Genomic DNA, 26,269 nt, shown 5'->3' with positions numbered 1-26,269 from the left:
CCCGCGCACTGCCCCGCCCCTTCCTGCCTGACAACGCCGCCAGCGCATGCCGGTCGGCCTCCAGCTGGATCCGCATGTGCTGGAGAAACACGCGCGCGTTCTCCGACATCGGTGTACCCGGACGAAACACCAGCACGCCGGTAAACGCGACATCGACGTCGAACGGCCGGACCACGAGCCCGCGCTGTGCGAAGTCGAGCGCCACCAACGGATGCGCGAAACCGACGCCCACGCCGGCCAGCGCGAGTTCGCACACGGTATGCGAATAAGGCGTTTCGACCAGCGGCTTCAGCACGACGCCGAGCCCGCGCAACTGCGTTTCGAGCCGCAACCGCGTGCTGTCCTCCGGGTTCAGCGCGATGAACGGCGCCTGCGACAGATCGTCGGCCTTGATCACGCTTTTCGCCGCCAGCGGGTGCGCGGCATTCATCACCGCGACACCGGGCATGCTGACGAACGACGAGTGCTCGAGCCCGGCCATCGACATCTCGTCGGACATCAGCCCGAAATCGACCTGCCCGGCCGACACCTTCTCGTGAACCTCGCGGGAGCTCATCACCTGCAGCGAAATCTGCACGTCGCGCGCCGCCGCGTCGAACGACGCGATCACGCGCGGCAGGAAGCCGGTGCCGAGCGCGGGCAGCGACGCGATCGCGAGGCGCCCCAACCCATACGAACGCAGGCTGCGGATCCGGTGTTCGATCACCTCGAAGCCGAGAAAGTACCGGTCGACGTCGCGCATCAGCGCGACGGCCTCCTGCGTCGGCACGAGCCGGCTGCGCACGCGCTCGAACAGGCGGAACCCGGCCATGCCCTCGAGCCGCCGGATCGACTGGCTCACCGCCGGCTGCGAAATCTCCAGCACGCCGGCCGCCTTGCTGGTACTGCCGGCGTTCATCACCGCCCGGAACACCTCGATATCGCGCACGCTCACCTATAACTCCGGCTTATCAACCTAATTATTTCCGATGTTGCTGCAAACCGGCGCGAAAGTAAAACTGCTCGTCATCCCGTTTCCAGCCATGGAGTCCCGACCCGCATCATGACGACCACCCCGCCGCTCCCTCCGCAACCGTTCCGCAGCCTGTCGCCGGCGGTCATGCGTGCCTCGACCGTCGTATTCGACTCGCTCGACGATTTCGCCCGCCGCAAGGAACGCCAGCCCGACGGCTACAGCTACGGCATCACCGGCACGCCGACCGCGCGCGAACTGGAGCGCCGCATCGCCGTGCTCGAAGGCGGCGCGCACTGCGTGCTGGCGCCGTCCGGGCAGGCCGCGCTGATGACGTCCGTGATGGGCTTCGTGCGCGGCGGCGATCACCTGCTCGTGTCGGCCGCGTGCTACGGCGCGCTGAAGACCTTCGCGCAGAAATGGCTCGCGCTGTTCGACGTGGACGTCGAGCTGTACGAACCGGCGATCGGCGCCGACATCGAGCGGTACGTGAAACCGAATACGCGGATGATCTGCATGGAATCGCCGGGCACGGTGACGATGGAAATGCCGGACGTGCCGGCGATCGTCGACGTCGCGCGCCGCCATCGCATCATGACGATGATGGACAACACGTGGGCCAGCCCGCTCGCGTTTCGACCGCTCGAACATGGCGTGGACCTGAGCGTCGAAGCGGCCACGAAGCTGTTCGGCGGTCACTCCGATCTGCTGCTCGGCGCGATCAGCATGAACGACTTCGGCTACTACGAGACGCTGCGCGAGACGCAGAGCATCCTCGGCCAGCAGGCGAGCCCCGACGACTGTTTCCTCGTGTTGCGCGGCCTCGACACCCTGAAGGTGCGCTTCGATGCGCAAAGCGCGGCGGCGCTGCGCGTCGCGCAGGCGCTCGAATCGCATCCGGCGGTTCGCCAGGTGCTGTTTCCCGCACTGCCGTCCGACGCGGGGCACGCGATCTGGAAGCGCGATTTCTCCGGCAACGGCTGCCTGTTTTCGCTGATACTCGAACCCGCGCCGGAAGCCGCGTTCACCGCGTTCTTCGATGCGCTGCGCCACTTCGCGATCGGCGCGAGCTGGGGCGGCGTCCACAGCCTCGCCGCGTACTACCCGGCGCCGCTGCAGGCGCAGCGCCGGTTCCCGCTGACCGACCAGCCGATCGTGCGCCTGTCGATCGGACTCGAAGCCCCCGAGCTGCTGATCGACGATCTATACACGGGGCTCGCCGCGTTCACCGACGTCAGAAACCACGCAGCGTAACGCGGCGCTCGTACACACCCGCCGTGCGGAACAAGCCACCACTCAAGGAGACACCATGAACCCTCAGACCACCCGCGTTCTGGCCAGAGGCCTGGCCACGCTCGGCATCGCGGGCGCGCTCGCGTTGTCGAGCCTCGATGCCGGCGCGGCCGACCTGCTCGCTGCCGCGCGCGGCAGCGGCACGCTGCGCGTCGCGAACACGCAGAGCAGCCCGCCGTGGAGCCTGCTGGACGAGCGCAACCAGCCGGCCGGCTACGACGTCGAAGTCGCGCGCGAAGTCGGCAAGCGCATCGGCGTGAAGCAGGTCGTGTTCGTCGCGGACGCGTACAAGAACTTCGTCGAAGGGCTCAAGGCCGGCAAATACGATCTGGTGATGAACGACCTGACGCCGACGGCCGAGCGCAGCAAGCAGGTCGATTTCGCGAAACCGTACGGCGTCGAGGATTTCCGGATCTTCGTGCGCACCGACAACACCCACATTCACGGGCAGGCCGACCTGAAAGGCAAGCGCGTCGGCGTGACCACGGGCTCGTCGAACGAAACCTGGGCACGCGCGCACCTGAAGGACGCCGACATTCGCGCGTACGACAACGGCGGCCTCGTGTTCAACGATCTCGGCAGCGGCCGCCTCGATGCGGTCATCATTTCCCACTTCGGCGGGATGAAATACGCGAACGTGAATCACCTGCCGGTCAAGGAAGTCGGCGAGCCGCTGATCTATCAGCTGTCCGCGCCGGCGCTCGCGAAGGGACAACCGGCGCTGCTCGCCGCCGTCGACAAGGCGATCGACGACATGGCCGCCGACGGCACGCTCGAACGGCTCGCGAAGCGCTGGGTCGGTCCGACCTACGACATGGTCGGCAACATCGCGCGGGCGAAAGCGCAGAAGGAGTGACGCATGTTCGATCTCTTCGTGCGGTCGCTGCCGCTGCTCGAAAGCGCGGTGACGATGACCGTGTTCCTCGGCCTCGCGTCGTTCGCGCTCGGCTCGGCGCTGGGGCTCGCCGTCGCGCTCGCGCGGGTGTCGTCGATCCGCTTCCTGCGCGGCATCGCGTTCGCGTACGTGTCGATCTTTCGCGGCACGCCGCTGCTGGTGCAGATCCTGCTGATCTACTTCGGGCTGCCGCGCTACGGCATCACGCTCGACCCGGTACCGGCCGCGCTGCTCGCGCTCACGCTGTTCTCCGCGGCGTACCTGAGCGAGAACTTCCGCTCCGGGATCAACGCGGTCGATCGCGGCCAGTGGGAAGCCGCGCATTCGCTCGGCATGAACTACTGGAAGATGATGTGGCGCGTGATCCTGCCGCAGGGGCTGCGCATCGCGATCCCGCCCGTCGGCAGCCGGATGATCGCGCTGATCAAGGATACGTCGCTGGCGTCCACGATCACCGTCGTCGAACTCACCCGCGTGGCCGACCAGGTCGGCGCGTCGACCTTCCGCTACATGGAGATGTTCCTGATGGTCGGCCTGATCTACTGGGTCATCAACCAGATCCTGACGATCGTCCAGACGATCTTCGAAGGCCGCGTGTCGCGGCGCTTTCAATGACTACACCTATGCATACCATCGTCGTTCAGGGGCTGGCCAAGTCCTTCGGGGAAAACGTCGTGCTGCGGCGCGTCGACTTCCGTGTCGCACGCGGCGAAGTGGTCGTGCTGATGGGGCCGTCCGGCTCCGGCAAGACCACGTTGTTGCGCTCGCTGAATTTTCTGGAACTGCCCGATGCGGGCAAGGTATCGGTGTGCGGCATCGAAATCGAACGTGCGGGCGGCACCGCGCTGTCGCGCGACGAGCAGAAACGCATCAAGGCCATCCGCCAGCGTACGGCGATGGTGTTCCAGTCGTTCAACCTGTTTCCGCACCGCACCGCGCTGGAAAACGTCATCGAGGGGCTCGTGAGCGTCAAGGGCGTGCGCAAAAGCGAAGCCCTCGAGCGCGGGCTGCACCTGCTCGACCGCGTGGGCCTCGCGCACAAGGCCGGCGAATACCCGGCGCGACTGTCCGGCGGCCAGAAGCAGCGCGTCGCCATCGCCCGCGGCCTCGCGATGGACCCGGAAGTCATCCTGTTCGACGAGCCGACTTCCGCGCTCGATCCGGCATTGCGAGAAGACGTGCTCGCGGTCATGCGGGAACTCGCGGGCAACGGAATGACGATGCTCGTCGTCACGCACGAAGTGCGCTTCGCGCAGGACGTCGCCGATCGCGTGGTGTTCATGGAGAACGGCGTGGTGGTGCAGGACACGACGCCCGATGCGTTCTTTACCGCGAGCACGCACCCGCGCGTGCGGCAGTTTCTCAATCTCATCGAGACTTGATGCGCGCGTGACCCGACGTGCCGCCGGGCGCCGGCAGGCTCGAACCCGGGCAGGCGATGGCCAGCTGCCATGCCGGCCCGCGGCGCTTCTCCGTGCGACCCGGCCGTCCGCGGCAGGCCAAACCCGCCGGTCAAGCCGGCGCCTCAGCGCACGGCCGGGCCCACCGAGAAACAAATTCCCTCATTTCGCAAACAGAGAAAACGTTATTCCACATCGAGCTGAATCGCCAGCCAACTTTGGATCCTTTTTCCCTTCTGTCCCCCGTATCATTTCCGTCACTACGCAATCAGCAAGAGACGGACATGAGCGAACCCACCCCGCTGCACTACCTCGACTACGCAGCCACCACCCCGGCCGATCCCCGCGTGATCGAAGCGATGACGGCCTGCCTCGGCTTCGACGGCATCTTCGGCAACCCCGCTTCCAGTTCGCACGCCGCCGGCCGGCTCGCGAAAGACAAGGTCGAGCACGCCCGCGCGCAGGTCGCCGCCCTGATCGGCGCGGATGCCGACGAAATCGTCTGGACGTCCGGCGCCACCGAATCGAACAACCTCGCGCTGAAGGGCTATGCGGAAAACGCGACCGGCAAGCGCCACCTGATCACGAGCCGCCTCGAGCACAAGGCCATTCTCGACACGATGGCGAACCTGTCGAAGCACGGCACGCAGGTCACCTTCCTGACGCCCGACGCACACGGCGAAATCACCGCCGACGCGGTCGCGGCCGCGATCGGCCCCGACACGGGCCTCGTGTCGCTGATGCTCGTGAACAACGAGATCGGCACGCTGACCGACATCGGCGCGATCGCCGGCATCGTGCACGCCGCCGGCGCGCTGCTCCACGTCGACGCCGCGCAAGCGCTCGGCAAGACGCCGATCGACGTGCGCGCGCTCGGCATCGACATGATGTCGATGTCCGCCCACAAGGTGTACGGCCCGAAAGGCATCGGCGCCCTGTTCGTCCGCCGCGAGATCGCCAGCCGGATCGCACCGCAGATTCACGGCGGCGGCCACGAGCGCGGGTTGCGTTCGGGCACGCTCGCGACGCATCAGATCGTCGGCATGGGCGTCGCGTGCGCACTCGCCGCGGAAAAACTCGACGGCGAGACCGCGCGAATCGCGGCGCTCGGCGCACGGCTGACCGACGCGCTGTTCGCGCTCGGCGACGTCACGCAGAACGCGGCCGCCGCCCGCCGCATCCCGCACACGCTGAGCCTGACGGTGCATGCGCCGGGCTTCTTCCCGTTCATGCTCGGCGATGCGCTCGCCGTGTCGTCGACCTCCGCGTGCAATTCGACCAGCGGCGCGCCGTCCCACGTGCTGACCGCGATCGGCCTCGATGCGGAAACGGCCGGTCGCACCGTGCGCATCAGTTTCGGGCGGTTCACGACGGAGCAGGACGTCGACTTCGCGATCGGCTGTTTCGCGCGGGCGATCGAGCAATGTCGCGCGGCCGCGGCGACCGGCTTCACCGCGTCGCGGCAGATCACGCCGGCCGACCTGAAGGCGATCCGCAATGCCGGCTTCCGTGCGGTGATCTGCAACCGGCCGGATGGCGAAGGCGACGACCAGCCGGCGTTCGAGGAAATCGCCGCGGCCGCGCGCGAACTCGGGATGGACGCGCGCTACCTACCGGTCGAACGCGATCGCATCGGCGACGCGGAAGTCGACGCGTTCGGCGCACTGGTCGACACGCTGCCCAAGCCGGTGCTCGCGTATTGCCGCAGCGGGAGCCGCTCCGGCATGCTGTGGAACCGGCTGTCTGCACGACGGACGGCCTGAGCGTCCCCGACATCACGCTGCGCGGCAAATGGATGTACCCAACGGCAGCGGTGACGCTGATGACCGGGCGCGGTCGCGGCGGGTCGCTCGACCTCGGGCATTTCAACGTGAGGGGCTTCGCGCTCGACGACGCGAACGGCGCGTTCGCCATGCGGCAGAACACGGCGGGCCGTTCAGGATGACGGTGATCGCGCGTTGGCGTTCGCGCACGCGGCACGCGAGCCGCCATCACGCCGCGTCGGGGCTGGCGCCGGGTAGCGGTACGTCGAGGCACGGCAGCTTCATGTCGATCTCCTGGCGAACGTCGCGGCGGCCGGCGAAATCCGTCACAATGGCCGCCATGTTCATCCGCTGGACGCCGAATGCCCCGCCCGTCACATGCCCGCGCGCGGCAGCGCGCCGACGCTGACGCACCTTCCGCCCACGGCCCGTGCCACTGGCGGCGCGCCGGCCGCGCCGCCGCGCTGCTGCTGGCCGCGAGCGTCGCTGCATGCGACGCGACGCCGGTGCCGGACCGGCTCTCCGACCTCGACGCAACCTATGCGATGCAGGAGCGGTTCGGCCTCGGCGACGTCATGGTGTTTCTCGGGTCCTGCATCGGTGCCAAGAACCCGACGTACCCCGGACAGGCTGCCTGCACCATGGCCATCCGCTCGAACGGCCACGGATCGGAAACGCAGGCCGATTTCCACTGGAACGGCGAGAAATGGGTGGCCGAGCCCACCGCGTCGCAGGATCTCCTGCCCTATCCCGATCCGCGGCTCGCGGAATGGGTGAAGTAAGCGCGGCGGGCGCTACTCCGGATACTCCAGTTGCAACGCGACCCACCCGGATGTGGCGTCGCCGTAGCGCGCCGCGATATCCGCGAGCACACCGGCAAGCGTCGATTCGCCCCGCCAGCCGGCCGACGTCGTCACGCGCGCGTGCCGGCCATGGGCCGGCTGCGCCAGCAACCGCAGCCCGTACCTCGACTCGACCACGCCCGCATCGGCCGTCGCGACGACGTCACTGCGCCAGGTCCGTGCCCACGCGTCGGCGCTCAACGCGACCGGCAGCTCGTCAAACCCGCTTTCGACCGGAAGATCGAACGTCTCGTGCCGCCAGAACGCAACGCGGTTCATCAATGCGATCGCCACCGCGCGCGTGGTCACCCCGAAGCGGCTGCCGTCGTGCGCATCGCTCCATGCCTGCACGCCGAGGCCGCGCGCCGTGTCGCGCGCGGCGGTCGGCCCGGCCAGCGCGCTCAACAATGCCAGCGAAGCGGGAATCGATGCGGACACGCCGGTCGTCGTCATCACGTTGCCGTCCATCACGTAGCGACGATCGTCGACCCATTTCGTCTCGGTGAAGCGGCGACGCAGGCGCTCGCGCGAATACCAGTGCGACGTCGCGGTGCGATGCCGCAGCAGGCCGGTGTTCGCGAGCACCTCGGCGCCATCGCAGATCGCCACCATCGTCGCGCCGGCAGCGGCCTGCTTGCGTAGCCAGGCCAGCACGGCCGGCCGGTCCGCGCGATGCATCGCGGGAACGATCACGACATCCGCCCCCGCGGGCACCGTCGCGTCGAACCGGTCGAACGTGGTATCGGCGAGCACGCGCAGAGCGGGCATCAGTTCGACCGCGCCTTCGTCGGCCGACACGGCGACGACATCGACCGCACCGGAGCGCTTCAGAATCGCGTACGGCACGATGAAATCGGTCGTCTCCGTTCCGGCGTTGTCCGCGACGATCGCAACGAGCGGCCGCGGGCGGCCCGCCTTCGGCATGCCGATCGTCAGCGTCCGGGCCGCCGCCGGCGGGTCCTCCGCCATCGCCCGCGTCGGCCACCCCCATGCCCACGCACCCAGCAGCCCGCATACGAGCAGCACCGCGCCGCCTGTCTTCCGTTCCCGCATCGCCCACCCGTGTCGATCGATTGCATGTCCGGAAAATTACAAGGATCATGCTCGCGGTCACAAGGACAACTCCACCGCACTTTCCGCCATGCCTCAGTCAACCCGTTCGGCACGCGACGTCGTGGTCGTCGGCTTCGCAGGTGTCCAGTCGCTCGACATCACGGGGCCGATGGAAGTGTTCGCGGTCGCGAACCGTCATCTTCCGGCTCACGCCGTTCCGTACCGGCTCACGCTCGCGTCGCAACACGGGGACGATATCGTCACGCACGCGGGCCTGCGGCTCGCCGGCGCGGCCGCCCTCGCGGCACTGCCGGAACGAATCGACACGATCATCGTCGCGGGCGGCGATGAAGCGGCGCTGCGGCACGCCGCGTCGGAAGCCGGCGTGCTGCCGTGGCTCCGCACCCGGATCGCGAGCACGCGGCGCATCGCGAGCATCTGCACCGGCGCGTTCGTGCTCGCCGCCGGTGGCTGGCTGGACGGCAAGCGCGCAACCACGCACTGGAACCAGTGCTCGGCGCTACAGGCGCTCTGTCCCGACGCGCGGATCGAGCCGGACGCGATCTACGTGAGCGATCCGCCGTTCCATACGTCGGCCGGCGTGACGGCCGGTATCGATCTGTGCCTGGCGCTCGTCGAGGCGGACTGCGGTGCGCCGACCGCGCTCGCGATCGCACGCGAACTCGTGCTGTTCATGCATCGTCCCGGCGGACAGGCGCAGTTCAGCGTCGGGCTCGACATCCAGGCCGGGGCGACGCCGCGCATGCGGTCGCTGCTCGCCGACATCGCCGACGATCCGGCCGCCGACCTCGGCGTCGCCGCGCTGGCCGCCCGCATGCACATGAGCGAACGGACGTTCGCGCGCCATTTCGTCAAGGAGACCGGACTATCGCCCGCGCAGTACGTGCTGGCAGCGCGCGTCGAGCGCGCGAAGGCGCTGCTGGAGCGGGCCGACTGGCCGCTCGAACGGATCGCGGAACGCTCGGGATTCGGCAGCGTGGACGCGCTGCAGCGTGCGTTCTCGAAACGCGTCGGCATCTCGCCGCGCGACTATCGCGCGCGCTTCGGACCGCGACGCGAGAAGTCGCGCACGGGATAGGACGTCCCCGACTCCTCGGGCATGCGGGATGAAAACATGCAACGGAAGCCGGGCGACCCCGCCCCCGCGCAGCCGAATAGGCGGCGGCCGGTGCGATCGCCATCGCGCCGGCCGCCGCCCTGCCCGACTACGTCACTCGTCCTGCTGTTCCTGCTGCGCCTGCACCTGCCGCTGCCGGATGAACTGCCGTACATCGCTCATCGTCACGCGGCCGGTGTGCTTCGCGTCGATCTCGTCGAAGTGCTTCGACACGAAGCCGAGCCCGCTGCTCTGCGCCTGCGCCTTCGTCACGGCCGCGCCGTTGCTCAGCACGGTATTGGCGCCGAGCCGCGCATCGACGCGCTGCTGCGCCTGCTGCTGCAACGCCGCGCCGGTCGACGGCAACACCGGCGCCGCGCGCGTGGCCGGAAAGAACGGACCGTCGACACCGCGCCCGCCGTGCGGCAGCTTCACCGGCGCCACCGCCTGCGGCGGCAACGCGTAGGCACTGCTCATCGCGGCACCGAGCACGATCAACGGAGACATACGCCGCATCAATTGGATTAGGGACATGATCGCTCGCATTCAATGGATGAAGAGTGGGTTCCTTCGACAAGGACGCCGTCGCTCAAGGGGCCGCCGCCAGCGTCGTCGCGGCCGTCGCGCCCGGGACGCTGCCGGTCGGAACGCTCGGCGGGTTTTCATCCGGCCACGGCGGCGGCAGCGTGTGCAGCGTCAGCGCCGTCGGAATCCGCGCGCCCTTGTAGAACGTCTGCAGGTCCCGCTTCATCAGCGGACGGGCGACGTCGTCCAGGTAAGTCATGTGGCCGCCCTGGAAGAAGTTCACCTGCAGTTTCGGATTCAGGCCCTTCACCGTCTGCAGCCGCGCGAGTTGCTTCTCGGTGTTGAAGAACGGCGTCGCGAGATCGTGGTAGCCGTTCTCCGCGAGCACGCGAAGCTTCGGGTTGAGCTGCAGCGCGCCGAGCAGATCGGGGATCGTGTCCGGCATCGGCTGGCCGTCGTGCGAGAAGTCCCAGACGCCGATGATGTTGTCGTTCAGCGGCAGGTACGTCGCGTTCGGGGCCGTATAGCCGAGGTAGTCCGGCATCTGCGTCGCGAGCGCGTTCGTGAACGGCTGCGAGATCAGGATGTCGGACGGATCGCCGTCGGTCTGCAGCCGCGGGTCCGAGTTCGGCAACGACACGCGCCCGTCGTAGCGGCCGATCGTCGTGCCGGGCAGCAGGCTCGTGCCGAACGGATTCGCGTTGAAGTAGCCGCGCAGCGCCTGCTGCGTGAGGCTCGACGGGATCGACCACAGCCTGAGCGTCGCATCGCTCGGGAACACCGGCGTGCCGAGCGCATCCGGAATGCCGAGCTGGCTCAACACCCACGATTGCGAGTACTTCTGCAGCTGGCTGTAGATCAGCGTCGTGAACAGTTCCGTCTGGAATGCGTACAGATCCTGGTTCACCGGCGCCGGCGACACCTGGTTGAAGTACGCGGCGACCGCCGCGTAGCCGGGCAGGTAGCCGGCCACCGTATCGGTATCGAGCAGCAGCCCTTCGGTCGACTGCGTGATCGCCACCGCTTCCACCGCATCCGCGAAGTAGTTCAGGATCGACGACTGCAACACGATGCCCGTCAGGTGCACGCCGGCCGATTCGAGTGCGAGCGCCAGCATGTCGGTCCGCGGCGTGCCGTACGATTCGCCGTACAGGTAGATCGGCGACGTGCCGCGACTGTTGACGTTCAGGTAGCGCTGGATGAAGTCGCGCATGATGTTCACGTCCACGTCGGAGCCCCAGTACTTCTGGTTGGTGTTCGGCAACACGGCTTCCGACAGCCCGGTGCCGGGCGGGTCGATGAACACGAGGTCGGTGGTGTCGATCAGGCTCTCCGCATTGTCGACGAGCGGGTAGTTCGGCCAGTTGTTGCCGAACAGCGGATCGGGCGTGGCCACGCGGGTCGGCGCGAACGAGCCGAGCCGCAGCCAGATCGACGACGAGCCGGGCCCGCCGTTGTAGACGAACGTGACCGGGCGCGGCTTGCCGTTCGTGCTGGGCGCGGTGTACGCGACATACGACATCGACGCTTCCGCATTGCCGTTCGCGTCCTGCGCGGTCAGGTGGCCGGTGGTCGTCGTGTAGTCGATCGTCTTGCCGCCGCCGGTCCACTGGTAATGCATGACGGCCGCCTTCTCGGACACCTGCGACGGCGCGAGGCCGTCGGTCGCGTTCATCGAGTACGCGACCGGGTCGACGTACGGCTGGTTGGCCGCCGGCGCCTGGGTGCCGGCCGCCTGCGCGCTCGCCTGCTGGCTCGCGGTGGCCTGCGCGAGACTCGACGCGCCGACCGACGACGAATCGTCGCCGCCGCACGCCGCGAGCGCCAGCGTCATGGCCGACAATGCACCGAGCCCGGCCAGCCGGCCGCGACGAACACGGCGGCTGCCGGTACTGCTCCTGTCTGGTTTCATCTCTTTCCTTTGGCTTCGGATACCGCGTCACAAAGGCCGCCAACGCCTGCGACACGCGCAGGCCGTCCCGCCACTCGCGTTGCACGGTCGGCAGTCGGCGGTTGGGGATTGGACTTCTCAGAGACTGAACTTGATACAGACACAGCAAACTGCTGGCGAGAATGGTGCTCGGACGCGCCCCCTGCAGTTTGGCCAACTTTTATATGACTAAATTTACGACACCACAAAAATAGGCGGTGCTGCGCCGCGTTGTCAAAGATCATTCGGATATTAAAAATCCCGCAATGATGCAAAGGGCGGACAGTGTCTGGAATCTGAAAGAAAGCGGGATTATTCTGGCAGCGTGTGCTTCATCGGTAATGCCGCACCGAATATTTTGCTTTTCCGGCATAACGCGGAAGCCTATCCCGTCTTGGACAAGCGCATTCAAAGCCTTCAAATCGACAGGATTATTCTTTCATTTTTATTATCGCCGATCGATTAATGCAATGCCGCGGCGTGCGCGCGTCATTCGATGATTCGATTCGCTTCAATCACGCTTCAATCGCAGCATCGCCGTGCGCTGCGTCATCCATAAAATACCGATTCGATTAATTCTTCACGGCATTATTTACCCGGCATTCAAACGGTGTTCCCGGACAAGCGACGACGTACGGTATTGCCTGCCGCACGTCGCCCGTCGTCAAGACTCGAACCGCGATTACTTCCCGCCGCCCGGCAGCGCGATATCGATCAGCACCGGATCGTGATCCGACGAACGATATGCATCGGCCGCGTAGAACGTCTTCTGCTGCTCCGCCGACTTGTACGCGAGCGTGTACTGCAGCGCGAGCGGCTCGTCCGCGTTGATGTGCCATTCGTGCACGGCCTTCACGTGCGATGCGAGCGGCAGCGTCGCCAGCGCGTGGTCGAGATAGCCGGCTTCGCCGTTGTACACGTAGCTGTACGCATTCGCGCCGATCCAGCGCGCGACGAGGTTGCGGTAGCCGCGCGATTCGAGCGCGCGGATCGGGTCTTCGTACGTGTAGCTGTTGAAATCGCCGATCAGCAGCACGCCCTGGCTCTTGACGCCCGTCGGGTTGCCGGCCAGCCAGTCGGCCACCTTCGCCGCCGCGCGCGTGCGCGTCGGGTTCCAGCAGCCCTGGCCATCGCCCTGGTCGAGATCGTCGTTCGCCGCATCCGGGCAGTTCTTCGACTTCAGGTGATTCACGGCCACCGTCAGCGCCTGCTTGTTGCCGTTGATCAGCCGGAACGACTGCGCGAGCGGCTGACGGTTCTTGTCGTCGATCGCGAGCGTCGCCGCGCGGCCGACCGGTTCGACCTTGCGGCTGTCGTAGATCAGCGCGACCGCGATCGCGTCGCCGCCCAGCCGTGACGTGCCGGGATCGACCACGCGCCAGTGGTTGCCGAGCTTCGCCGCGAGCTGGCGCACCGCGCTCAGTTCGCCGTAGCCGTTGTTCTGGATTTCCATCAGGCCGATCACGTCGGCGTCGATCGCCTTCAGCGCGCTGACGATCTTCGCTTCCTGACGCTGGAATTCCTGGAAGGTCTTCGCGCCGCGGTTGTTCGGATCGTCGAAGCCGCCGCCGAGACCGTTGCCGTTGAAATAGTTCAGCACGTTGAACGACGCGACGCGCAGGTTCGATTTCGGATCGCGCGCCGGTGCTTGGGTGCGCGGGTTCGAACGCGCGTCGAACGCCGGCGCGGCCGCGCCGGGCAGCGGCTGCACGCGCCAGGCGCCGTAACGCACTTCGAGCACGCCTTCGACGTCGCGCACCGTGTAGCCCGCGCGCAGCGTGTTCGCGGCCGACAGGCCCGGCGCCGGATACGGCACGGTTGCCGGGTTCTGCTTGTTCGAGCCGTCGTCGAGGATCAGGCGGTTGCGCGCGTTCGCGTCGATCTGCGTCTGCGCCTGCGCGGGCGGCACGACGCTCGTCGGCGTCCGCAAGCGGCCGTTGCTGAGCATCACGCTGCCGTAGCGGCCGAGTTCGTAGTTGTCGGTGACGGTCAGCGTCTGCGGCAGGCGCACGAGCATCCCTTCGTATGCGGCGAACGCGCTCGGGCTGTCGACCGGCAGCGTGAGCGTCGCGGGCGTGACCGTCTGGCCGTTCGCGCACACCGCGATCGCGCCCGACAGCGTGAGCTGCGTCTGCCCGTATTTCTCCTCGACCTTGCCCGTCACGTGCACGAGATCGCCGGCCTTCGCGCGCGCTTTCGGCGCATAGACGAACAGCCCTTCGGACACGCCCGGCTGGTTGCGGCGCTGCGCGTCGGCCTGCTGGACGAAGAAGCCGCCGAAGCCGTCCGTGCCGCCGAAATCGGCGGTGACGACCGCTTCGATCGATGCGTTCTGACCGGCGAGCGGCGACGGCGCGCCTGCCCCCTGGATATCGGCGATCGGCGTCGTGCTGCCGCCGCAATTCGGGCTGACGGGTGCGGCGGTGGCGGCGCACACCGGCGCGGCGAGCGTCGGGAGCAGCAATAGCGGGGCAAACAGGCGGATTGTCGAGCGCATGGCGGGAATCCCGGTTGTGAGGGTGGCGAAAGCTTAGCGGCGCTCGGTGACAGTTTTTGGTAATCGCGAGACAGGCCGATGTAATGGTCGTCATCACGCCGCGATCGCCCTGTGTCCTCCGGTCAAGCCCCGACCATGCACCCCATCTTCCGGCGCCGAAGCCCCGCCGCTAGATCGTCCCCGGCAACGCGCTCGACACGAGCACGGCCGCCGCCATCAGTACGCCGCCGAGCACGACCGCCTCGACTCGCAGCACGGTGCAGAACCGCTTCAACGCGTGTGCCGGCATCGCGGCGGCCGGGTCCTTCAACGCGCGCAGCAGCGTCGGCATCCCGAAGAAGCGGTTGTGTGCGCCGAGCATCGCGGCAAGCAGCACGAGCGCGAGCTTCAGCAGCAGGATCTGCCCGTACGTCGACGCGAGCAGGTTGGCCGGCGTCTCGACGCCGCGCCAGCCGTTGTACGCGCCGGTCGCGAACAGCACGATCAACGCGCAGGTCGACGCATCGGACAGCGACTGCACGAACGCCGCGCCCGTCATGCGTTCGCTCGCCGGCATGCGGGCGAGCCGCGGCATCACGCCGAACGTCGTCACGAGCACGAGTCCGATCCACACGCTGATCGCCAGCAGATGCAGCCAGTCGATCCACACCGGCACGCTGAACAGCCCGGCGTCGACCGGATGGCCGCCATTGCTGCGCGCCAGCGCGACACCGGCAAGCGCGGCCGCCATCGCGAACGGAAACCGCGTGTCGTTCGCACGTCCGGCGAACGACAGCAGCACGACGACGAGCATGAACGCCGTGCCGGCCAGCCACGCATGACCGAAGCCGGTGCCCGCGAGCATCGAACATACCGCCGGGCCCGCGTCGAGCAGCGACACTTCGCTCATCAGCGCGCAGTGCGCCCAGAACGCGGTGACGCTCGCGAGCAGCGATACGACGGACGCGATGCGCAGCGTCGCGACGAGCCGCCGTCCGACACCGTGCTGCCATGCGGACGCGCCGCGCGCGAGCCAGCGGCGCCCCAGCAGCGCACCGACGACGACCGCGAACCCGGCGTTCTGGATCGTCACCGCACCAAGCCGCAGCAGGCCGACGACGCCGTCGTTCATCCCTTCACCCGGAACGTATAAGTGCCCTTCGTGCGATGCGCATCGGCCGTCATCGCCGCCCATTGCACGGTGTACGCGCCCGCCGCGAGCGTCGGGATCGCGACGGTCATCACGCGCGGGTTCGACGCGTCGACCTTCGCCTTGTCCTGCGTGATGGCGTTGCCGCTCGCATCCGACACCTTCACCGTGCTGAACGCCGGTTCGAGAGCTTCGTTGAACGTGAGCCGCACCATGTCGGGCGCCGCGTCGATCGTGCTGCCGGCCGCCGGGACCGCGCTTTCCAGCTTGCCGTGCGCCGACGCCGCGACCGGTGCAATCGCGAAGAGCGCGGCAGCGGCGGTGAAGCCGGCCAGCCGCTTGCGTGTGGAAATCGTCATGTTCGCGCTCCGCGTCACGGCTTCTTCAGTTCGACGACGGTCAGCGTGCCGTCCACGTCCTCGGCGACGAAGTCGATCGTATCGCCCGCCTTCACCTGCGACAGCATCGCCAGGTCCTTCACCTTGAATACCATCGTCATCGCGTCCATCCCGAGGTTCTCCAGCGGGCCGTGCTTGATCGTCAGCTTGCCGGCCGCCGTGTCGACCTTGCGGATCTCGCCGTGCGACATGCTCGACGCCGCGGCGCCCTGCTTCGCATCCGCGCTCATGTCCATGCCGGCCGTGCCGCCGGTCATGTCGCCGGCCGCGTGCGACGCGGCCGACAACGCCAGCGCCCACCCCGTCGCCATCAAAACCAGTCCCTTCTTCATCGTGTCGACTCCCGTGTCAGTGAATGGAAACCGGCGGCCGCCTCGGTGCGGCCGCCGCATGCTGCTTCAGCTATCCGGCAATTCGCCGGTGTATTCGTATGCGACGGTGCCCTTCGGATGCCGGAACCAGCCCGGATCGCGATAGTCGTTGCGCCCGAGCCCCTGCCGCACCTTGAGCACCGTGAACATGCCGCCCATCTCCAGCGGCCCGAACGGGCCCGTGCCGGTCATCATCGGCAGCGTGTTGTCGGGCAGCGGCATCTCCATGCCGCCCATCGCGCCGCCCGTGCTACCCATCGCCATGTAGTCGGGCACGAGCTTGCCGATCCGCTTCGCGAGATCCTTCTGCGGCACGCCGATCAGGTTCGGCACCTGGTGGCCCATCGCATTCATCGTGTGATGCGACTTGTGGCAATGAAACGCCCAGTCGCCCGGGCGATCGGCGGTGAACTCGATCGCGCGCATCTGGCCCACCGCGACATCGGCCGTCACTTCCGGCCAGCGCGCGACCGGCGGAATCCAGCCGCCGTCGGTGCCCGCGACCTCGAAGCTGTAGCCGTGCAGATGGATCGGGTGATTCGTCATCGTCAGGTTGCCGAAACGAATCCGCACGCGGTCGCCGGCGCGCACCGGCAGCGGATCGATGCCCGGGAACACGCGCGAGTTGAAGGTCCACATGTTGAAGTCGGTCATCTCGTTCACGCGCGGCGTGTAGCTGCCCGGATCGATGTCGTACGCGGCGAGCAGGAACACGAAATCGCGATCGACCGGCATCGTGCCGCGATCCTTCGGATGCACGATGAACATGCCCATCATCCCCATCGCCATCTGCACCATCTCGTCGGCGTGCGGGTGATACATGAACGTGCCGTGCGCTTCGAGCTGGAACTCGTAGACGAAGGTCTTGCCGGGCGGGATATGCGGCTGCGTGAGGCCGCCGACGCCGTCCATCCCGTTCGGCAGCCGCAGCCCGTGCCAGTGGATCGTCGTGTGCTCGGGCAGCCGGTTGGTCACGAAGATGCGGACCTTGTCGCCTTCGACGGCCTCGATCGTCGGGCCGGGCGACTGGCCGTTGTAACCCCACAGGTTCGCGTTCATGCCGGGCGCCATCTCGCGCACGACGGGCTCGGCCGTCAGGTGGAATTCCTTCCAGCCGTTCTTCATCCGCCACGGCAGCGACCAGCCGTTCAGCGTCGCGACGGGCGTGTACGGGCGGCCGTTGGGCGGCACGAGCGGCGGCTGCGTGCCGGTTTTCGCCATCGTCGGCGCGTCGGGCAGCGACGCGGCGCCGGCCCGGCTGACCATCGCCGCGCCAAGCAGCGCGGCGCCCGAGCCGCTGAGAAATTGTCGACGGGACACCATGTCAATGACCTTCCGGATGCGGTTGCGTGGCGGGCGCCGATGGCGCCGCGGGGGTGGAAGCCGGCTGCGGCGCAGCGTCGGCGTCGAATGTGGATGCGGGTGCCGATTCGGCGTCATGCGGTGCGCGCGGCGCGGCGCCCGACGACGGCAACCGGCCGCCGACGGCCATCTGCAGATCGGTTTCGGCGAGCCAGTAGTCCTTCAGCGCGTCGATGTAGCCGTTGACCGCGCCGACCTGTTCGCGCGCATCGGTCAGCAGCTCGAACACGCTCGCGAGCATCCCGTTGTAGCGCAGCAGCAGTTCGTCGGAAATCGTCTTGCGCAGCGGCACGACTTCGTCGCGATAGTGCGTCGCGACGTCGTAGCTCGTCACGTACGCCGCGTACGATTCGCGTACTTCGGAGCGGGCATCGATGGCCGTTTTCGCGAGCAGGTTCGCCGATTGCATGTAGACGGCCTCGGCGCGCGCGACCTTCGCGCCGCCCCAGTCGAACAGCGGAATCTCGACGCTGATCTCGTAGCCGTGCTCGTGGCCCTTGCCGGTCTCGTAGTCGTTCACGTAACCGAGCTCGACCGCGTTGACGAAACGCGTGGCCTTGCTCAGGCCGAGCGACGACGCGACGCCCTGCGTCCGCAGCTTCGCCGCCTGGATGTCGAGGCGGTTGCGCATCGCGAAGCGTTCGAGATCGGGCAGATCCGGGCGCGCCTTCGGCAAATCCGGCAGGCGTTCGGGTAGCGCGTATCGCGTGCGTTCGCCCCACAGCCCCATCGCACGCGTGAGCTTCTCGCGTGCGGCGACGGCCTGCTGGCGCGCCTTCGCGTGCTGCGCGACCGCGTCGGCATGAAACGCCTGTTCGCGCGCGTAGTCGAGCCGGCTGAAGTTGCCGGCCTGCCGCATGCGCAGCGCCAGTTCGGCGGCCGCGCTCGCGGCGTCGCGCACCTGCTGCGCATAGTTCGCGGCCTGCTCGGCGGCGACCGCTTCCACATAGGCCCGGCGCGCATCGGCCGCGACCTTCAGCATCGCATCGGCCGTTTCCAGCCTGGTCTGCTCGAAACGGCGGCGCTCGATCTTCGTCGCAAGCGGCATCGTCAGCAGCGCGAACACGTTCGCCGAGAACGTGCGGCCGAGCGTCAGCTCGCCGTCGCCGGCACGCGTGCGGCTGAATGCGAAGCGCGGGTTCGGCAGCCGGCCGGCCTGCACGAGGTCGGCCTCCGACAGCCCGAGTTCCGCGTACGACGCCTGCAGCCCGCGGTTGTTCAGCAGCGCGACCTGCACCGCGTCGTCCATCGACAGCGGCTTGCCGAGCAGTTCCTTCGTCCGCCGGTCGACGGCTTCGCGGTCGGCGTCGGTCCTGACCACCACCGCGTCCTTGCCGATGCGCGCCGATGCGGCGGACGACACGGCGTCGAACCCGCCGTCCTTCGAAAACGTCGTGCAGCCCGCGAGGAACGCCAGCGCGAGCACGGCCGCGCCGATCCTCGGCGATATCGCGAACGTCGTCATCGCGCGGCCCCTCCGTGCATCGAATGGGCCGCGCCGTTGCCGGCCGCGCCGCCGGTCGTACGCCCTTTCGCGGGCCGCGCCGTCACGTCCCGGTTCAGTTGCTTCCAGCCCGGACCTGCATCGTCCCGATACGGCCGGTAGCCGTCGAACGCGGACGTCACGGTGACGTCCGGCACCGACGCGGCGGCGTCCGCCGGATCGGGCAACGGGGTTTGCGCGGGCGCGAGCGACGGCACGAGGGCCGCCGCGCCCATTAGCGCCGCAATGATCAATCGCATGAACATGTCTCGTCGTAAGTCGTCCGGCGCGCCTGAGGCGGCCGCCGGAGTAGAGGGCGGATCGCGGCCGGTCGGCCACGGGCAGGGACTAGGCGGGCATCCGGCGCGGCGGCCGGTCGATGCCGCCGGTCAGGAACGACACGTCCGCAGCCGAAGGCGGCGGCGCGACGATCGTGACGCCGCCGCTCGCCGCGGCCGGCACCGCAGGCGCCCCCGACATGCCCGTGCCGAAGCAGCAGGACACGCACGCGACACACGACGACGCATGCCGCGCGTGGCCGCCGTGATCGGCATGACCATCCTGCGCGGCCGGCATCGCGTGCGACGCCTTCTCCTCATGCGGCGCGGCGACGCTCGCGCACTGCATCGAAACAGCCGCGAACGACTGGATCGGCAGGCTCAGCGCGAGCAACACGACGACGAGGAATGTGCGCCAGTACGACATGGATGCGAAATCGGGCAGACAGCGATCGTTCGGGCCATCGCGGCGCCGCGACGGCGCGCTCCGGGGACAAGACGGTCGCAGCTTATCGCCGCCGCGGTGACGACGGCATGGCCGGAACATGACCGGCTTTTCATGACAATTCCGTCATCCGCCGGTCATCCTGCGCGCACGCGCGACACCGTACGCTCCGGCGTTACACTGACCGGCTGGAATCACGGACAGCCTGCCTCACCATGCGGATACTGATAGTCGAAGACGAACCCAAGATGGCGTCCTACCTGCGGAAGGGCCTGACGGAGGCGAGCTACACGGTCGACGTCGCGGAAAACGGCAAGGACGGGCTGTTCCTCGCATTGCACGAGGATTTCGACCTGGTCGTGCTCGACGTGATGCTGCCGGAGCTCGACGGCTTCGAGGTGCTCAGGCGGCTGCGTGCGCAGAAGCAGACGCCCGTGCTGCTGCTCACGGCCCGCGACGCGATCGAGGACAAGGTCGCCGGGCTCGAACTCGGCGCCGACGATTACCTGCTCAAGCCGTTCGCGTATGCCGAATTCCTCGCCCGTATCCGCTCGCTGCTGCGGCGCGCGCCGCGCAACGTGCGCGACATCCTGCACGTCGCCGATCTGGAAATCGACCTGCTCAAGCGCCGCGTGCGGCGCGCCGACGCCCGCATCGACCTGACCGCACAGGAATTCGCGCTGCTGCAGCTGCTCGCGGAACGCGAAGGCGAGGTGCTGACGCGCACCTTCATCACGTCGCAGATCTGGGACATGAATTTCGACAGCGACACGAACGTCGTCGATGCGGCGATCAAGCGCCTGCGCGCGAAGATCGACAACGCTTACGAGAAGAAGCTGATCCACACGATCCGCGGCATGGGTTACGTGCTCGAGGATCGTTCGTGACCGCGCGCCCCGCGTCGTATTCGCTGCTGCGGCGCCTGACGCTCGCGTTCGCCGCCGTCGCGGCGCTCGTGTTCGCGCTGACCGGCGCGTATCTCTATCGTTCGCTGTCCGCCGAACTGACGCGGCGCGACGACATCGAGATCTCCGCCAAGCTCAACCAGTTCCTGCAACTGGCACGCGCCAGCGGCTCGACGGCCGCGCTGCGCGCCGACCCGGCCGTGTTCCATGACGTGCTGCTGTCGCATCCGGGCGTCTATCTCGGCATCTACGATGCGCGACACGAGCCGCTCGTCGAGCATTCCGACGAAGCCGGCAACACGCTCGCATCGGTGATCTCGGCGCCGCATCCGGCTGGCAGCGCCGATGGGCCGTTCACGTGCGCGCCGCCCGGCATCGGCACGTCGCGCTGCGTGTACGCGCGCGAAACGCTGCCGTCCGGCGAAGCGATCGAGGTCGCGCTCGCGCGCACCGCGGCCGATCGGCAGTCGCTGCTCGAAAGCTATCGCGTCGACATCTGGCTCGCGGCGGCCGTCGGCGCGCTGCTGGTCGGCGCGCTCGGCTACGCGGTCGCGTCGCGCGGCCTGCGCCCGGTCGAAAGCCTCGGCCGGCAAACGTCGCGCATCGAGGCGCACAACCTGAACGCACGCCTCGACGCGCGCGGCGGCCCGGTCGAATTGCGCGAGTTCGCCACGTCGGTGAACCGGATGCTCGACCGCCTCGAACGCGCGTTCGTGCGGCTGTCGCAGTTCTCGTCCGATCTCGCGCACGACATGCGCACGCCGCTCGCGAACGTGATCAGCTCGTCGCAGATCACGCTGTCGCGCGCCCGCACCGTCGACGAATACGAAGCGCTGATCGAATCGAACATCGAGGAATGCGAACGGCTGCAGCGGATGATCGAGAACATGCTGTTTCTCGCGCGCACCGACAATGCGCGGCAGCACCTGAAGACCGCCGAACTGGACGCGGGCAGCGAACTGCGCCGCCTCGCGTCGTATTTCCAGGCGTTGGCCGACGAGGCCGGCGTGCGCATCGACGTGCATGGCGAAGCGCCGGTCGTCGCGGACGCGACGCTGTTCCGGCGTGCGGTCAGCAACCTCGCGTCGAATGCGCTCGAACACGCGGACGCCGCGTCGACGATCGAGCTGGCCGTGTCCGTACAACGCGGCTACGCGGTCGTCGAAGTCACGAACCGCGGCGCCGCGATTCCGCCCGAACAGGTCGAGCGGATCTTCGAGCGCTTCTACCGGATCGATTCGTCGCGGCACGGCGCGGCGCGCAACGCGGGGCTCGGGCTCGCGATCGTGAAGTCGATCATGGAGCTGCATCGCGGCAAGGTGGAGGTCGCGAGCCGCGACGGGCGCACGACGTTCGCGCTTTATTTTCCGCGCGGCGCCGATCGTTAGCGCGTGCGCCGCCGCGTCGTGCGGCTAGCGATCCTGCACCGTGCCGAACGACGTGCGAACGCACACGAGCAGCGCGATGGTCGCCGCGCTGAACACCGCCCCCGCGTAGAACGTGGCAGCAGCACCGGCCCGGTCCCACAGGAAGCCCGCGACGACGCTCGATACGAGCGTCACGATGCCGCTGACCAGGTTGAACACGCCGAACGCCGTCCCTCTCAATTCGGCCGGCGCGGCATGCGCGACCATCGTCGCGAGCAGCCCTTGCGTCATGCCCATATGGAGCCCCCACAGCGCGACGCCGACGAGCACGGCCGGCCAGTGCGCGCCGTGCGCCAACACGATATCGGCGGCGATCAGCATGACGAGCCCGACCACCATCAGTGTCGTGTGGCTCGTCGTATCGGCGAGCTTGCCGAACGGGTAAGCGGACAACGCGTACACGACGTTCATCGCGACCATCACGAGCGGCACGAGCGCGACGGGCACGCCGCTGCCCATCGCGCGCAGCACCAGGAACGCCTCGCTGAAACGCGCGAGCGCGAACACGCCGCCGACGGCCACGACCCACCAGTAGCGGGCGCCGAGTTGCGCGACGACCTCGCGGCGGATCGGATTGACGCGCGGCTCGCCCGGCGCACGCGCCGGTTCGTCGATGCCGAACGCGAGCAGCGCCACGGCGAGCACGCCCGGGATCACGGCCAGCCAGAACGCGAGGCGGAAATCGTCGCGCCACCCCAGCATGATGACGACGGCCAGCAGCGGCCCGAGGAACGCGCCGACCGTATCGAGCGACTGGCGCAACCCGTACGCGGCGCCGCGCAGGTGAACGGGCGTGACGTCGGCGACGAGCGCATCGCGCGGCGCGCCGCGAATCCCCTTGCCGACGCGGTCGACGATGCGTGCGGTCACCACGACGCCGATCGTCGGCGCGATCGCGAACAGCGGCTTGCTGAGCGCGCCGAGCGCGTAGCCGGTCACCGCGAGCCATTTGCGATTGCGCAGATAGTCGCTCAGCGTGCCGGAGAACACCTTGACGACCGGCGACGTCGCCTCGGCGATCCCCTCGATCAGGCCGATCGTCGTCGCGCTCGCGCCGAGCCCCGCCATCAGGAACATCGGCAACAGGCTGTGGATGATTTCGGACGACACGTCCATCAGCAGGCTGACACAGCCGAGCACCCACACGCTGCGTGGGATCTGCCGAAGAATGCCGGTCGATGAGTCGGTCTGCATGGGTCGCTCCGGTTCAGGGATCCAGATGTCGAATGCCTGTGATGCTACTGCAGTCCCTTGACACGACCGCACGCCGTGCGTGCGCGCTCGCTATTCCGCCGTATCGCGCCGAAGTTTCGCCTGCCGGCGCGTGCGGTCGTTGAGGATCTGGTGCCGGCGATGGTCGGTCAGCTTCTTCCAGTCGCGCGCCTCGTCGCGGGTGCGCAGGCAGCCGACGCAAAAGCCCGTGCGGCCGTCGAACGCGCACAGCTCGATACACGGCGATTTCACGGCCACGATCAGGCCGCCTTCGCGGGCGTCAGCACTTCGACGGTCACGTGCGACACGCCGTCGAAGCCCGCGACCAGCGCATGGTAGAAACGTGCATCGCGCGCGGTGTCGGCCGATTCGACCGACACGATCGCGCTCATGTGCCCGGGGCCCACGCGCCACACATGGAGATCGTTGACCGTGTCGCCGAGCGCCTCGATCGCGCGGCGGACGTTGTCCGTCAGCTTGCGATCGACGTTGACGTCGAGCAGGATCCTGCCCGTATCGCGCATCAGCCCGTACGCCCAGTTGGCGATCACCAGCGCACCGACGATGCCCGCGAGCGGGTCCATCCAGACCCATCCGAACGCGCGCGCGAGCAGCAGGCCGACGATCGCCAGCACCGATACGGCCGCGTCGGCGATCACGTGAACGTAGGCCGACCGGATGTTGTGGTCGTGATGCGCGGCCGAGTGCGAACCGTGAGCATGATGCGCGTGGTGCGCGTCGTCGTGGTCATGATCATGGTCATCGTGGCGGTCGTGCCCGTGCGCATGGTGATGGTCGTGACCATGCCCGTGATGGTGGTCGCCGCTGAGCAGCCACACGCTCGCGAGGTTCACGGCAAGCCCCAGCACCGCAATCGGAATCGCTTCGCCGAAGTGAATCGGCACCGGCGCCAGCAGGCGCGCGATCGCCTCATAGCCGATCAGCACCGCGATCATCGCCAGCACGATCGCGCTCGTGAAACCGGCGAGGTCGCCGAGCTTGCCGGTGCCGAACACGAAACGCGGATCGTCGGCATGCCGGCGCGCATAGGTATAGGCCAGCGCGGCGATCAGCATCGCGCCCGCATGCGTCGACATGTGCAGCCCGTCGGCGACCAGCGCGAGCGAGCCGAACAGCGTGCCGCCGACGATCTCGGCGATCATCATCGCCGTACACAAGCCGATGACCATCCACGTCTTCCGCTCGTTGCGCGCGTGTGCGGCGCCCAGAAATGCGTGGCTGTGCGCGCCGCCCGCCGCCGCGCCGTCGAATTCGTTCATGTTTGCATCCGGTTACTTGAAATAGCTGTGCACGACCTCGATCAGCTGCTCGGTCGCGCTGCCCTCGTGCGCATCGGGCGTGTCCGCATCGACGAGATGCGACCGGATGTGGTCTTCCAGCACGACGGCCAGCAGGCCGTTCATCGCGCCACGGCAGCTCGTGATCAGTTGCAGCACGTCGTTGCAGCCGCGCTCTTCTTCCAGCGCCCGCTCGATCGCTTCCACCTGTCCCTTGATACGGCGCACGCGGTTCAGCAGCTTCTGTTTCTCGCGGACGGTATGACTCATCGATGGCTCCTGTATAGGGTAGGGGAGTATATATCCGGAAGGCTGCCCCTATAGGATGGAGGGGTATATTTTTTTCGAGACGAAGGCTTGTCGAAAGAAAACCGCTCGGCTAGACTGCTCTCCGTCTTTGGGGAGTAGCCTGCTTTCCGCCCCCGGAAAGCGAACGCGTCAACACACTCGGCCTGCGGCCGTGGCGCGTTCAGCCTGATCGGCTTGGCGAGACCATCGGCACATCGCGTCGTTCCTGGTCGGACGTCGGCGGATGTGTCATGGTTCGTCAGCGTCCGACCACGGAGTCCCCATGTTCCTCCCTGCTCGCCTTGCCCACGCCACCGCTGCCTGCGGAGGTGCCGCATGACCTTCATGTTTGTCGAACTGGCGTTCATGCTGGTCGTGATCCTCGTCGCGGCCGAAGTCTTCACCAATACGCTCGAACATCTCGGCGAACGCCTGAAGATTTCCGAAGGCGTGACGGGCTCGCTGTTCGCGGCCGTCGGCACCGCGCTGCCCGAAACGATGGTGCCGCTGCTCGCGCTGGCCGGCGGCACGTCGAACCAGGCCGTGAACGAGGAGATCGGCGTCGGCGCGATTCTCGGCGCGCCGCTGATGCTCGCGACGCTCACCACGTTCCTGATGACGCTCGCCGTGATCCGCACGCGCGGGCTGCGCGGCACGATCACGCCGGAACGCACCGGCTTCGTGCGCGACATGAACACGTTCCTCGCCGCGTTCTCGCTGGCGACCGTCGCGATGTTCGTTCCGCATCACAACTGGGCCGTGCGCGCGCTGCTCGCCGCGATGCTGGTCGGGCTCTACGTGATGTACGTCGTGATGACGTTCCGTGCATCGACCGGGCTCGTCGACGCCGGGCACGGCACCGAGGCGCCGCACGCGATGTTCCTGTCGCGCATCGGCCTGCCGACCAACCTGGCGACGATCGTGCTGCAACTGCTGATCGGCGTCGCGCTGCTGGTGGGCGGGGCGAAGGGCTTCATTCACGGCGTGGAAGGCGTGTCGCACGTGCTCGGCGTGTCGGCGCTGCTGCTGTCGCTGATCATCGTGCCGATCGCGACGGAACTGCCGGAGAAGGTCAACAGCGTGCTGTGGATCCGCCGCCGGAAGGACACGCTCGCGTTCGGCAACATCACCGGCGCGATGGTGTTCCAGGGCACGCTGCTGCCGGCGATCGGCATCATGCTGACGCCGTGGGAGCCGCGCCCCGAAGTGCTGACCGGCGTGATCATCACGCTCGCGGCGGCGGCCTGGCTGCGCATCAATGCGCGCACGCGCGGGCTCGCGATCTGGGCGTTGCTCGCGAACGGCGCGGGTTATGCGGGGTATCTGGCGGTGACGCTGGCGCGTTGAACGCTGGTCGGGCGCGCCGGCCGACCAATACGTCGGCGCGGCGCGCTTCACGGCGCCGG

General features: G+C 67.8%; 27 protein-coding genes and 1 riboswitch. Of the genes, 11 read left to right on the top strand and 16 right to left on the bottom strand.

Going from position 1 to position 26,269, the window contains the following annotated elements; translation table 11 throughout:
• The coding region (locus H0X90_RS26325) for a LysR substrate-binding domain-containing protein (RefSeq protein WP_077189192.1) at positions 1-934 on the bottom strand (934 nt) is incomplete at its 3' end.
• A gap of 108 nt (positions 935-1,042) precedes the next feature.
• On the opposite strand from H0X90_RS26325, the gene metC reads away from it, so the two are divergent.
• The 7 genes from metC to H0X90_RS26290 all read left to right on the top strand — a co-directional run bounded on the left by metC (position 1,043) and on the right by H0X90_RS26290 (position 7,085).
• Complete coding sequence (gene metC / locus H0X90_RS26320; protein WP_077189193.1) at positions 1,043-2,206, top strand: cystathionine beta-lyase; 1,164 nt, start codon at positions 1,043-1,045, stop codon at positions 2,204-2,206.
• Positions 2,207-2,261: 55 nt separating this feature from the next.
• On the top strand, positions 2,262-3,101 hold the full coding sequence (locus tag H0X90_RS26315; RefSeq protein WP_006484549.1) for an ABC transporter substrate-binding protein: 840 nt from the start codon (positions 2,262-2,264) through the stop codon (positions 3,099-3,101).
• Positions 3,102-3,104: 3 nt separating this feature from the next.
• Entirely contained in the window at positions 3,105-3,755 is a 651-nt protein-coding gene (locus H0X90_RS26310; protein WP_034202830.1) for an amino acid ABC transporter permease, read from the top strand.
• An 8-nt stretch (positions 3,756-3,763) separates the two neighbouring features.
• A complete protein-coding gene (locus tag H0X90_RS26305; RefSeq protein ID WP_006484591.1) occupies positions 3,764-4,522 on the top strand; it encodes an amino acid ABC transporter ATP-binding protein in 759 nt (252 codons plus the stop codon).
• 302 nt (positions 4,523-4,824) lie between these two features.
• Positions 4,825-6,303, top strand: coding sequence for an aminotransferase class V-fold PLP-dependent enzyme (locus H0X90_RS26300; protein ID WP_077189194.1), 1,479 nt, complete (start codon positions 4,825-4,827; stop codon positions 6,301-6,303).
• Between the two features lie 50 nt (positions 6,304-6,353).
• Positions 6,354-6,485: a hypothetical protein gene (locus H0X90_RS36085; RefSeq protein ID WP_256858804.1), complete on the top strand. Its 132-nt coding sequence runs from the start codon at positions 6,354-6,356 to the stop codon at positions 6,483-6,485.
• Positions 6,486-6,665: 180 nt separating this feature from the next.
• The gene (locus H0X90_RS26290; protein ID WP_006495792.1) at positions 6,666-7,085 is read left to right on the top strand and encodes a hypothetical protein; all 420 of its coding nucleotides are present in this window, start codon (positions 6,666-6,668) and stop codon (positions 7,083-7,085) included.
• 12 nt (positions 7,086-7,097) lie between these two features.
• Here the strand turns inward: H0X90_RS26290 and H0X90_RS26285 are convergent, their stop codons facing one another.
• A complete protein-coding gene (locus H0X90_RS26285) occupies positions 7,098-8,198 on the bottom strand; it encodes a DJ-1/PfpI family protein (protein WP_077189195.1) in 1,101 nt (366 codons plus the stop codon).
• Between the two features lie 88 nt (positions 8,199-8,286).
• Here H0X90_RS26285 and H0X90_RS26280 point away from each other — a divergent pair, with 88 nt between their 5' ends.
• Complete coding sequence (locus H0X90_RS26280) at positions 8,287-9,297, top strand: GlxA family transcriptional regulator (protein WP_077189196.1); 1,011 nt, start codon at positions 8,287-8,289, stop codon at positions 9,295-9,297.
• Between the two features lie 132 nt (positions 9,298-9,429).
• Here the strand turns inward: H0X90_RS26280 and H0X90_RS26275 are convergent, their stop codons facing one another.
• From H0X90_RS26275 to H0X90_RS26230, 10 genes are all read right to left on the bottom strand, one after another.
• Entirely contained in the window at positions 9,430-9,822 is a 393-nt protein-coding gene (locus H0X90_RS26275; RefSeq protein WP_006484518.1) for a hypothetical protein, read from the bottom strand.
• 82 nt (positions 9,823-9,904) lie between these two features.
• Complete coding sequence (locus H0X90_RS26270; RefSeq protein ID WP_077189197.1) at positions 9,905-11,752, bottom strand: peptidase S10; 1,848 nt, start codon at positions 11,750-11,752, stop codon at positions 9,905-9,907.
• Between the two features lie 700 nt (positions 11,753-12,452).
• Complete coding sequence (locus tag H0X90_RS26265; RefSeq protein ID WP_048984231.1) at positions 12,453-14,267, bottom strand: ExeM/NucH family extracellular endonuclease; 1,815 nt, start codon at positions 14,265-14,267, stop codon at positions 12,453-12,455.
• A 169-nt stretch (positions 14,268-14,436) separates the two neighbouring features.
• The gene (locus tag H0X90_RS26260; protein ID WP_077189199.1) at positions 14,437-15,378 is read right to left on the bottom strand and encodes a CopD family protein; all 942 of its coding nucleotides are present in this window, start codon (positions 15,376-15,378) and stop codon (positions 14,437-14,439) included.
• Positions 15,375-15,755 carry a copper homeostasis periplasmic binding protein CopC gene (copC, locus tag H0X90_RS26255; protein WP_006484606.1) on the bottom strand — a complete coding sequence of 127 codons (381 nt, stop codon included), beginning with the start codon at positions 15,753-15,755 and terminating at the stop codon, positions 15,375-15,377. Before copC ends, H0X90_RS26260 begins: the two co-directional genes overlap by 4 nt.
• Before the next feature lie 14 nt (positions 15,756-15,769).
• Positions 15,770-16,126: a copper-binding protein gene (locus H0X90_RS26250; protein ID WP_077189200.1), complete on the bottom strand. Its 357-nt coding sequence runs from the start codon at positions 16,124-16,126 to the stop codon at positions 15,770-15,772.
• 66 nt (positions 16,127-16,192) lie between these two features.
• Entirely contained in the window at positions 16,193-17,488 is a 1,296-nt protein-coding gene (locus H0X90_RS26245) for a multicopper oxidase family protein (protein WP_077189201.1), read from the bottom strand.
• 1 nt (position 17,489) lies between these two features.
• Entirely contained in the window at positions 17,490-18,992 is a 1,503-nt protein-coding gene (locus H0X90_RS26240; protein WP_077189202.1) for a TolC family protein, read from the bottom strand.
• Positions 18,989-19,270, bottom strand: a complete 282-nt coding sequence (locus H0X90_RS26235) for a hypothetical protein (RefSeq protein ID WP_034178278.1) — start codon at positions 19,268-19,270, stop codon at positions 18,989-18,991. The genes H0X90_RS26240 and H0X90_RS26235 overlap by 4 nt, the downstream gene beginning before the upstream one ends.
• 88 nt (positions 19,271-19,358) lie before the next feature.
• Entirely contained in the window at positions 19,359-19,715 is a 357-nt protein-coding gene (locus H0X90_RS26230; RefSeq protein WP_034202839.1) for a hypothetical protein, read from the bottom strand.
• Between the two features lie 233 nt (positions 19,716-19,948).
• Here H0X90_RS26230 and H0X90_RS26225 point away from each other — a divergent pair, with 233 nt between their 5' ends.
• Positions 19,949-20,620 (top strand): heavy metal response regulator transcription factor, encoded by a 672-nt coding sequence (locus H0X90_RS26225; protein ID WP_060212903.1) that lies wholly within the window; start codon positions 19,949-19,951, stop codon positions 20,618-20,620.
• Positions 20,617-22,026, top strand: a complete 1,410-nt coding sequence (locus H0X90_RS26220) for a heavy metal sensor histidine kinase (protein ID WP_077189203.1) — start codon at positions 20,617-20,619, stop codon at positions 22,024-22,026. The genes H0X90_RS26225 and H0X90_RS26220 overlap by 4 nt, the downstream gene beginning before the upstream one ends.
• Before the next feature lie 24 nt (positions 22,027-22,050).
• On the opposite strand, the gene H0X90_RS26215 is transcribed toward H0X90_RS26220, so the two are convergent.
• The 4 genes from H0X90_RS26215 to H0X90_RS26200 all read right to left on the bottom strand — a co-directional run bounded on the left by H0X90_RS26215 (position 22,051) and on the right by H0X90_RS26200 (position 24,845).
• The gene (locus H0X90_RS26215; protein ID WP_077189204.1) at positions 22,051-23,259 is read right to left on the bottom strand and encodes an MFS transporter; all 1,209 of its coding nucleotides are present in this window, start codon (positions 23,257-23,259) and stop codon (positions 22,051-22,053) included.
• Positions 23,260-23,349: 90 nt separating this feature from the next.
• Positions 23,350-23,535: a DUF1289 domain-containing protein gene (locus H0X90_RS26210; RefSeq protein ID WP_006484585.1), complete on the bottom strand. Its 186-nt coding sequence runs from the start codon at positions 23,533-23,535 to the stop codon at positions 23,350-23,352.
• A 2-nt stretch (positions 23,536-23,537) separates the two neighbouring features.
• Positions 23,538-24,557, bottom strand: a complete 1,020-nt coding sequence (gene dmeF, locus H0X90_RS26205) for a CDF family Co(II)/Ni(II) efflux transporter DmeF (RefSeq protein WP_077189205.1) — start codon at positions 24,555-24,557, stop codon at positions 23,538-23,540.
• Positions 24,558-24,569: 12 nt separating this feature from the next.
• Complete coding sequence (locus tag H0X90_RS26200; protein ID WP_006479857.1) at positions 24,570-24,845, bottom strand: metal/formaldehyde-sensitive transcriptional repressor; 276 nt, start codon at positions 24,843-24,845, stop codon at positions 24,570-24,572.
• Positions 24,846-24,962: 117 nt separating this feature from the next.
• Positions 24,963-25,130: riboswitch (yybP-ykoY riboswitch) on the top strand.
• 69 nt (positions 25,131-25,199) lie between these two features.
• Between H0X90_RS26200 and H0X90_RS26195 the strand changes: the two genes are divergently transcribed.
• Positions 25,200-26,210, top strand: coding sequence for a sodium:calcium antiporter (locus H0X90_RS26195; RefSeq protein WP_077189206.1), 1,011 nt, complete (start codon positions 25,200-25,202; stop codon positions 26,208-26,210).
• Positions 26,211-26,269: the final 59 nt, after the last annotated feature.

The sequence above is a fragment of the Burkholderia sp. 9775_39 genome (assembly GCF_015712225.1).
Classification (GTDB): domain Bacteria; phylum Pseudomonadota; class Gammaproteobacteria; order Burkholderiales; family Burkholderiaceae; genus Burkholderia; species Burkholderia cenocepacia.
The sequence above is the reverse complement of the archived record's forward strand: the minus strand, read 5'-3'. Positions and strand labels throughout refer to the sequence as shown.

Bases quoted from the DNA above. Each gene is read 5' to 3' on its own strand.
- metC (WP_077189193.1), top strand. From the start codon at position 1,043: ATGACGACCACCCCGCCGCTCCCTCCGCAACCGTTCCGCAGCCTGTCG.
- H0X90_RS26315 (WP_006484549.1), top strand. From the start codon at position 2,262: ATGAACCCTCAGACCACCCGCGTTCTGGCCAGAGGCCTGGCCACGCTC.
- H0X90_RS26310 (WP_034202830.1), top strand. From the start codon at position 3,105: ATGTTCGATCTCTTCGTGCGGTCGCTGCCGCTGCTCGAAAGCGCGGTG.
- H0X90_RS26305 (WP_006484591.1), top strand. From the start codon at position 3,764: ATGCATACCATCGTCGTTCAGGGGCTGGCCAAGTCCTTCGGGGAAAAC.
- H0X90_RS26300 (WP_077189194.1), top strand. From the start codon at position 4,825: ATGAGCGAACCCACCCCGCTGCACTACCTCGACTACGCAGCCACCACC.
- H0X90_RS26290 (WP_006495792.1), top strand. From the start codon at position 6,666: ATGCCCCGCCCGTCACATGCCCGCGCGCGGCAGCGCGCCGACGCTGAC.
- H0X90_RS26285 (WP_077189195.1), bottom strand. From the start codon at position 8,198: ATGCGGGAACGGAAGACAGGCGGCGCGGTGCTGCTCGTATGCGGGCTG.
- H0X90_RS26280 (WP_077189196.1), top strand. From the start codon at position 8,287: ATGCCTCAGTCAACCCGTTCGGCACGCGACGTCGTGGTCGTCGGCTTC.
- H0X90_RS26275 (WP_006484518.1), bottom strand. From the start codon at position 9,822: ATGTCTCCGTTGATCGTGCTCGGTGCCGCGATGAGCAGTGCCTACGCG.
- H0X90_RS26270 (WP_077189197.1), bottom strand. From the start codon at position 11,752: ATGAAACCAGACAGGAGCAGTACCGGCAGCCGCCGTGTTCGTCGCGGC.
- H0X90_RS26265 (WP_048984231.1), bottom strand. From the start codon at position 14,267: ATGCGCTCGACAATCCGCCTGTTTGCCCCGCTATTGCTGCTCCCGACG.
- H0X90_RS26260 (WP_077189199.1), bottom strand. From the start codon at position 15,378: ATGAACGACGGCGTCGTCGGCCTGCTGCGGCTTGGTGCGGTGACGATC.
- copC (WP_006484606.1), bottom strand. From the start codon at position 15,755: ATGACGATTTCCACACGCAAGCGGCTGGCCGGCTTCACCGCCGCTGCC.
- H0X90_RS26250 (WP_077189200.1), bottom strand. From the start codon at position 16,126: ATGAAGAAGGGACTGGTTTTGATGGCGACGGGGTGGGCGCTGGCGTTG.
- H0X90_RS26245 (WP_077189201.1), bottom strand. From the start codon at position 17,488: ATGGTGTCCCGTCGACAATTTCTCAGCGGCTCGGGCGCCGCGCTGCTT.
- H0X90_RS26240 (WP_077189202.1), bottom strand. From the start codon at position 18,992: ATGACGACGTTCGCGATATCGCCGAGGATCGGCGCGGCCGTGCTCGCG.
- H0X90_RS26235 (WP_034178278.1), bottom strand. From the start codon at position 19,270: ATGCGATTGATCATTGCGGCGCTAATGGGCGCGGCGGCCCTCGTGCCG.
- H0X90_RS26230 (WP_034202839.1), bottom strand. From the start codon at position 19,715: ATGTCGTACTGGCGCACATTCCTCGTCGTCGTGTTGCTCGCGCTGAGC.
- H0X90_RS26225 (WP_060212903.1), top strand. From the start codon at position 19,949: ATGCGGATACTGATAGTCGAAGACGAACCCAAGATGGCGTCCTACCTG.
- H0X90_RS26215 (WP_077189204.1), bottom strand. From the start codon at position 23,259: ATGCAGACCGACTCATCGACCGGCATTCTTCGGCAGATCCCACGCAGC.
- dmeF (WP_077189205.1), bottom strand. From the start codon at position 24,557: ATGAACGAATTCGACGGCGCGGCGGCGGGCGGCGCGCACAGCCACGCA.
- H0X90_RS26200 (WP_006479857.1), bottom strand. From the start codon at position 24,845: ATGAGTCATACCGTCCGCGAGAAACAGAAGCTGCTGAACCGCGTGCGC.
- H0X90_RS26195 (WP_077189206.1), top strand. From the start codon at position 25,200: ATGACCTTCATGTTTGTCGAACTGGCGTTCATGCTGGTCGTGATCCTC.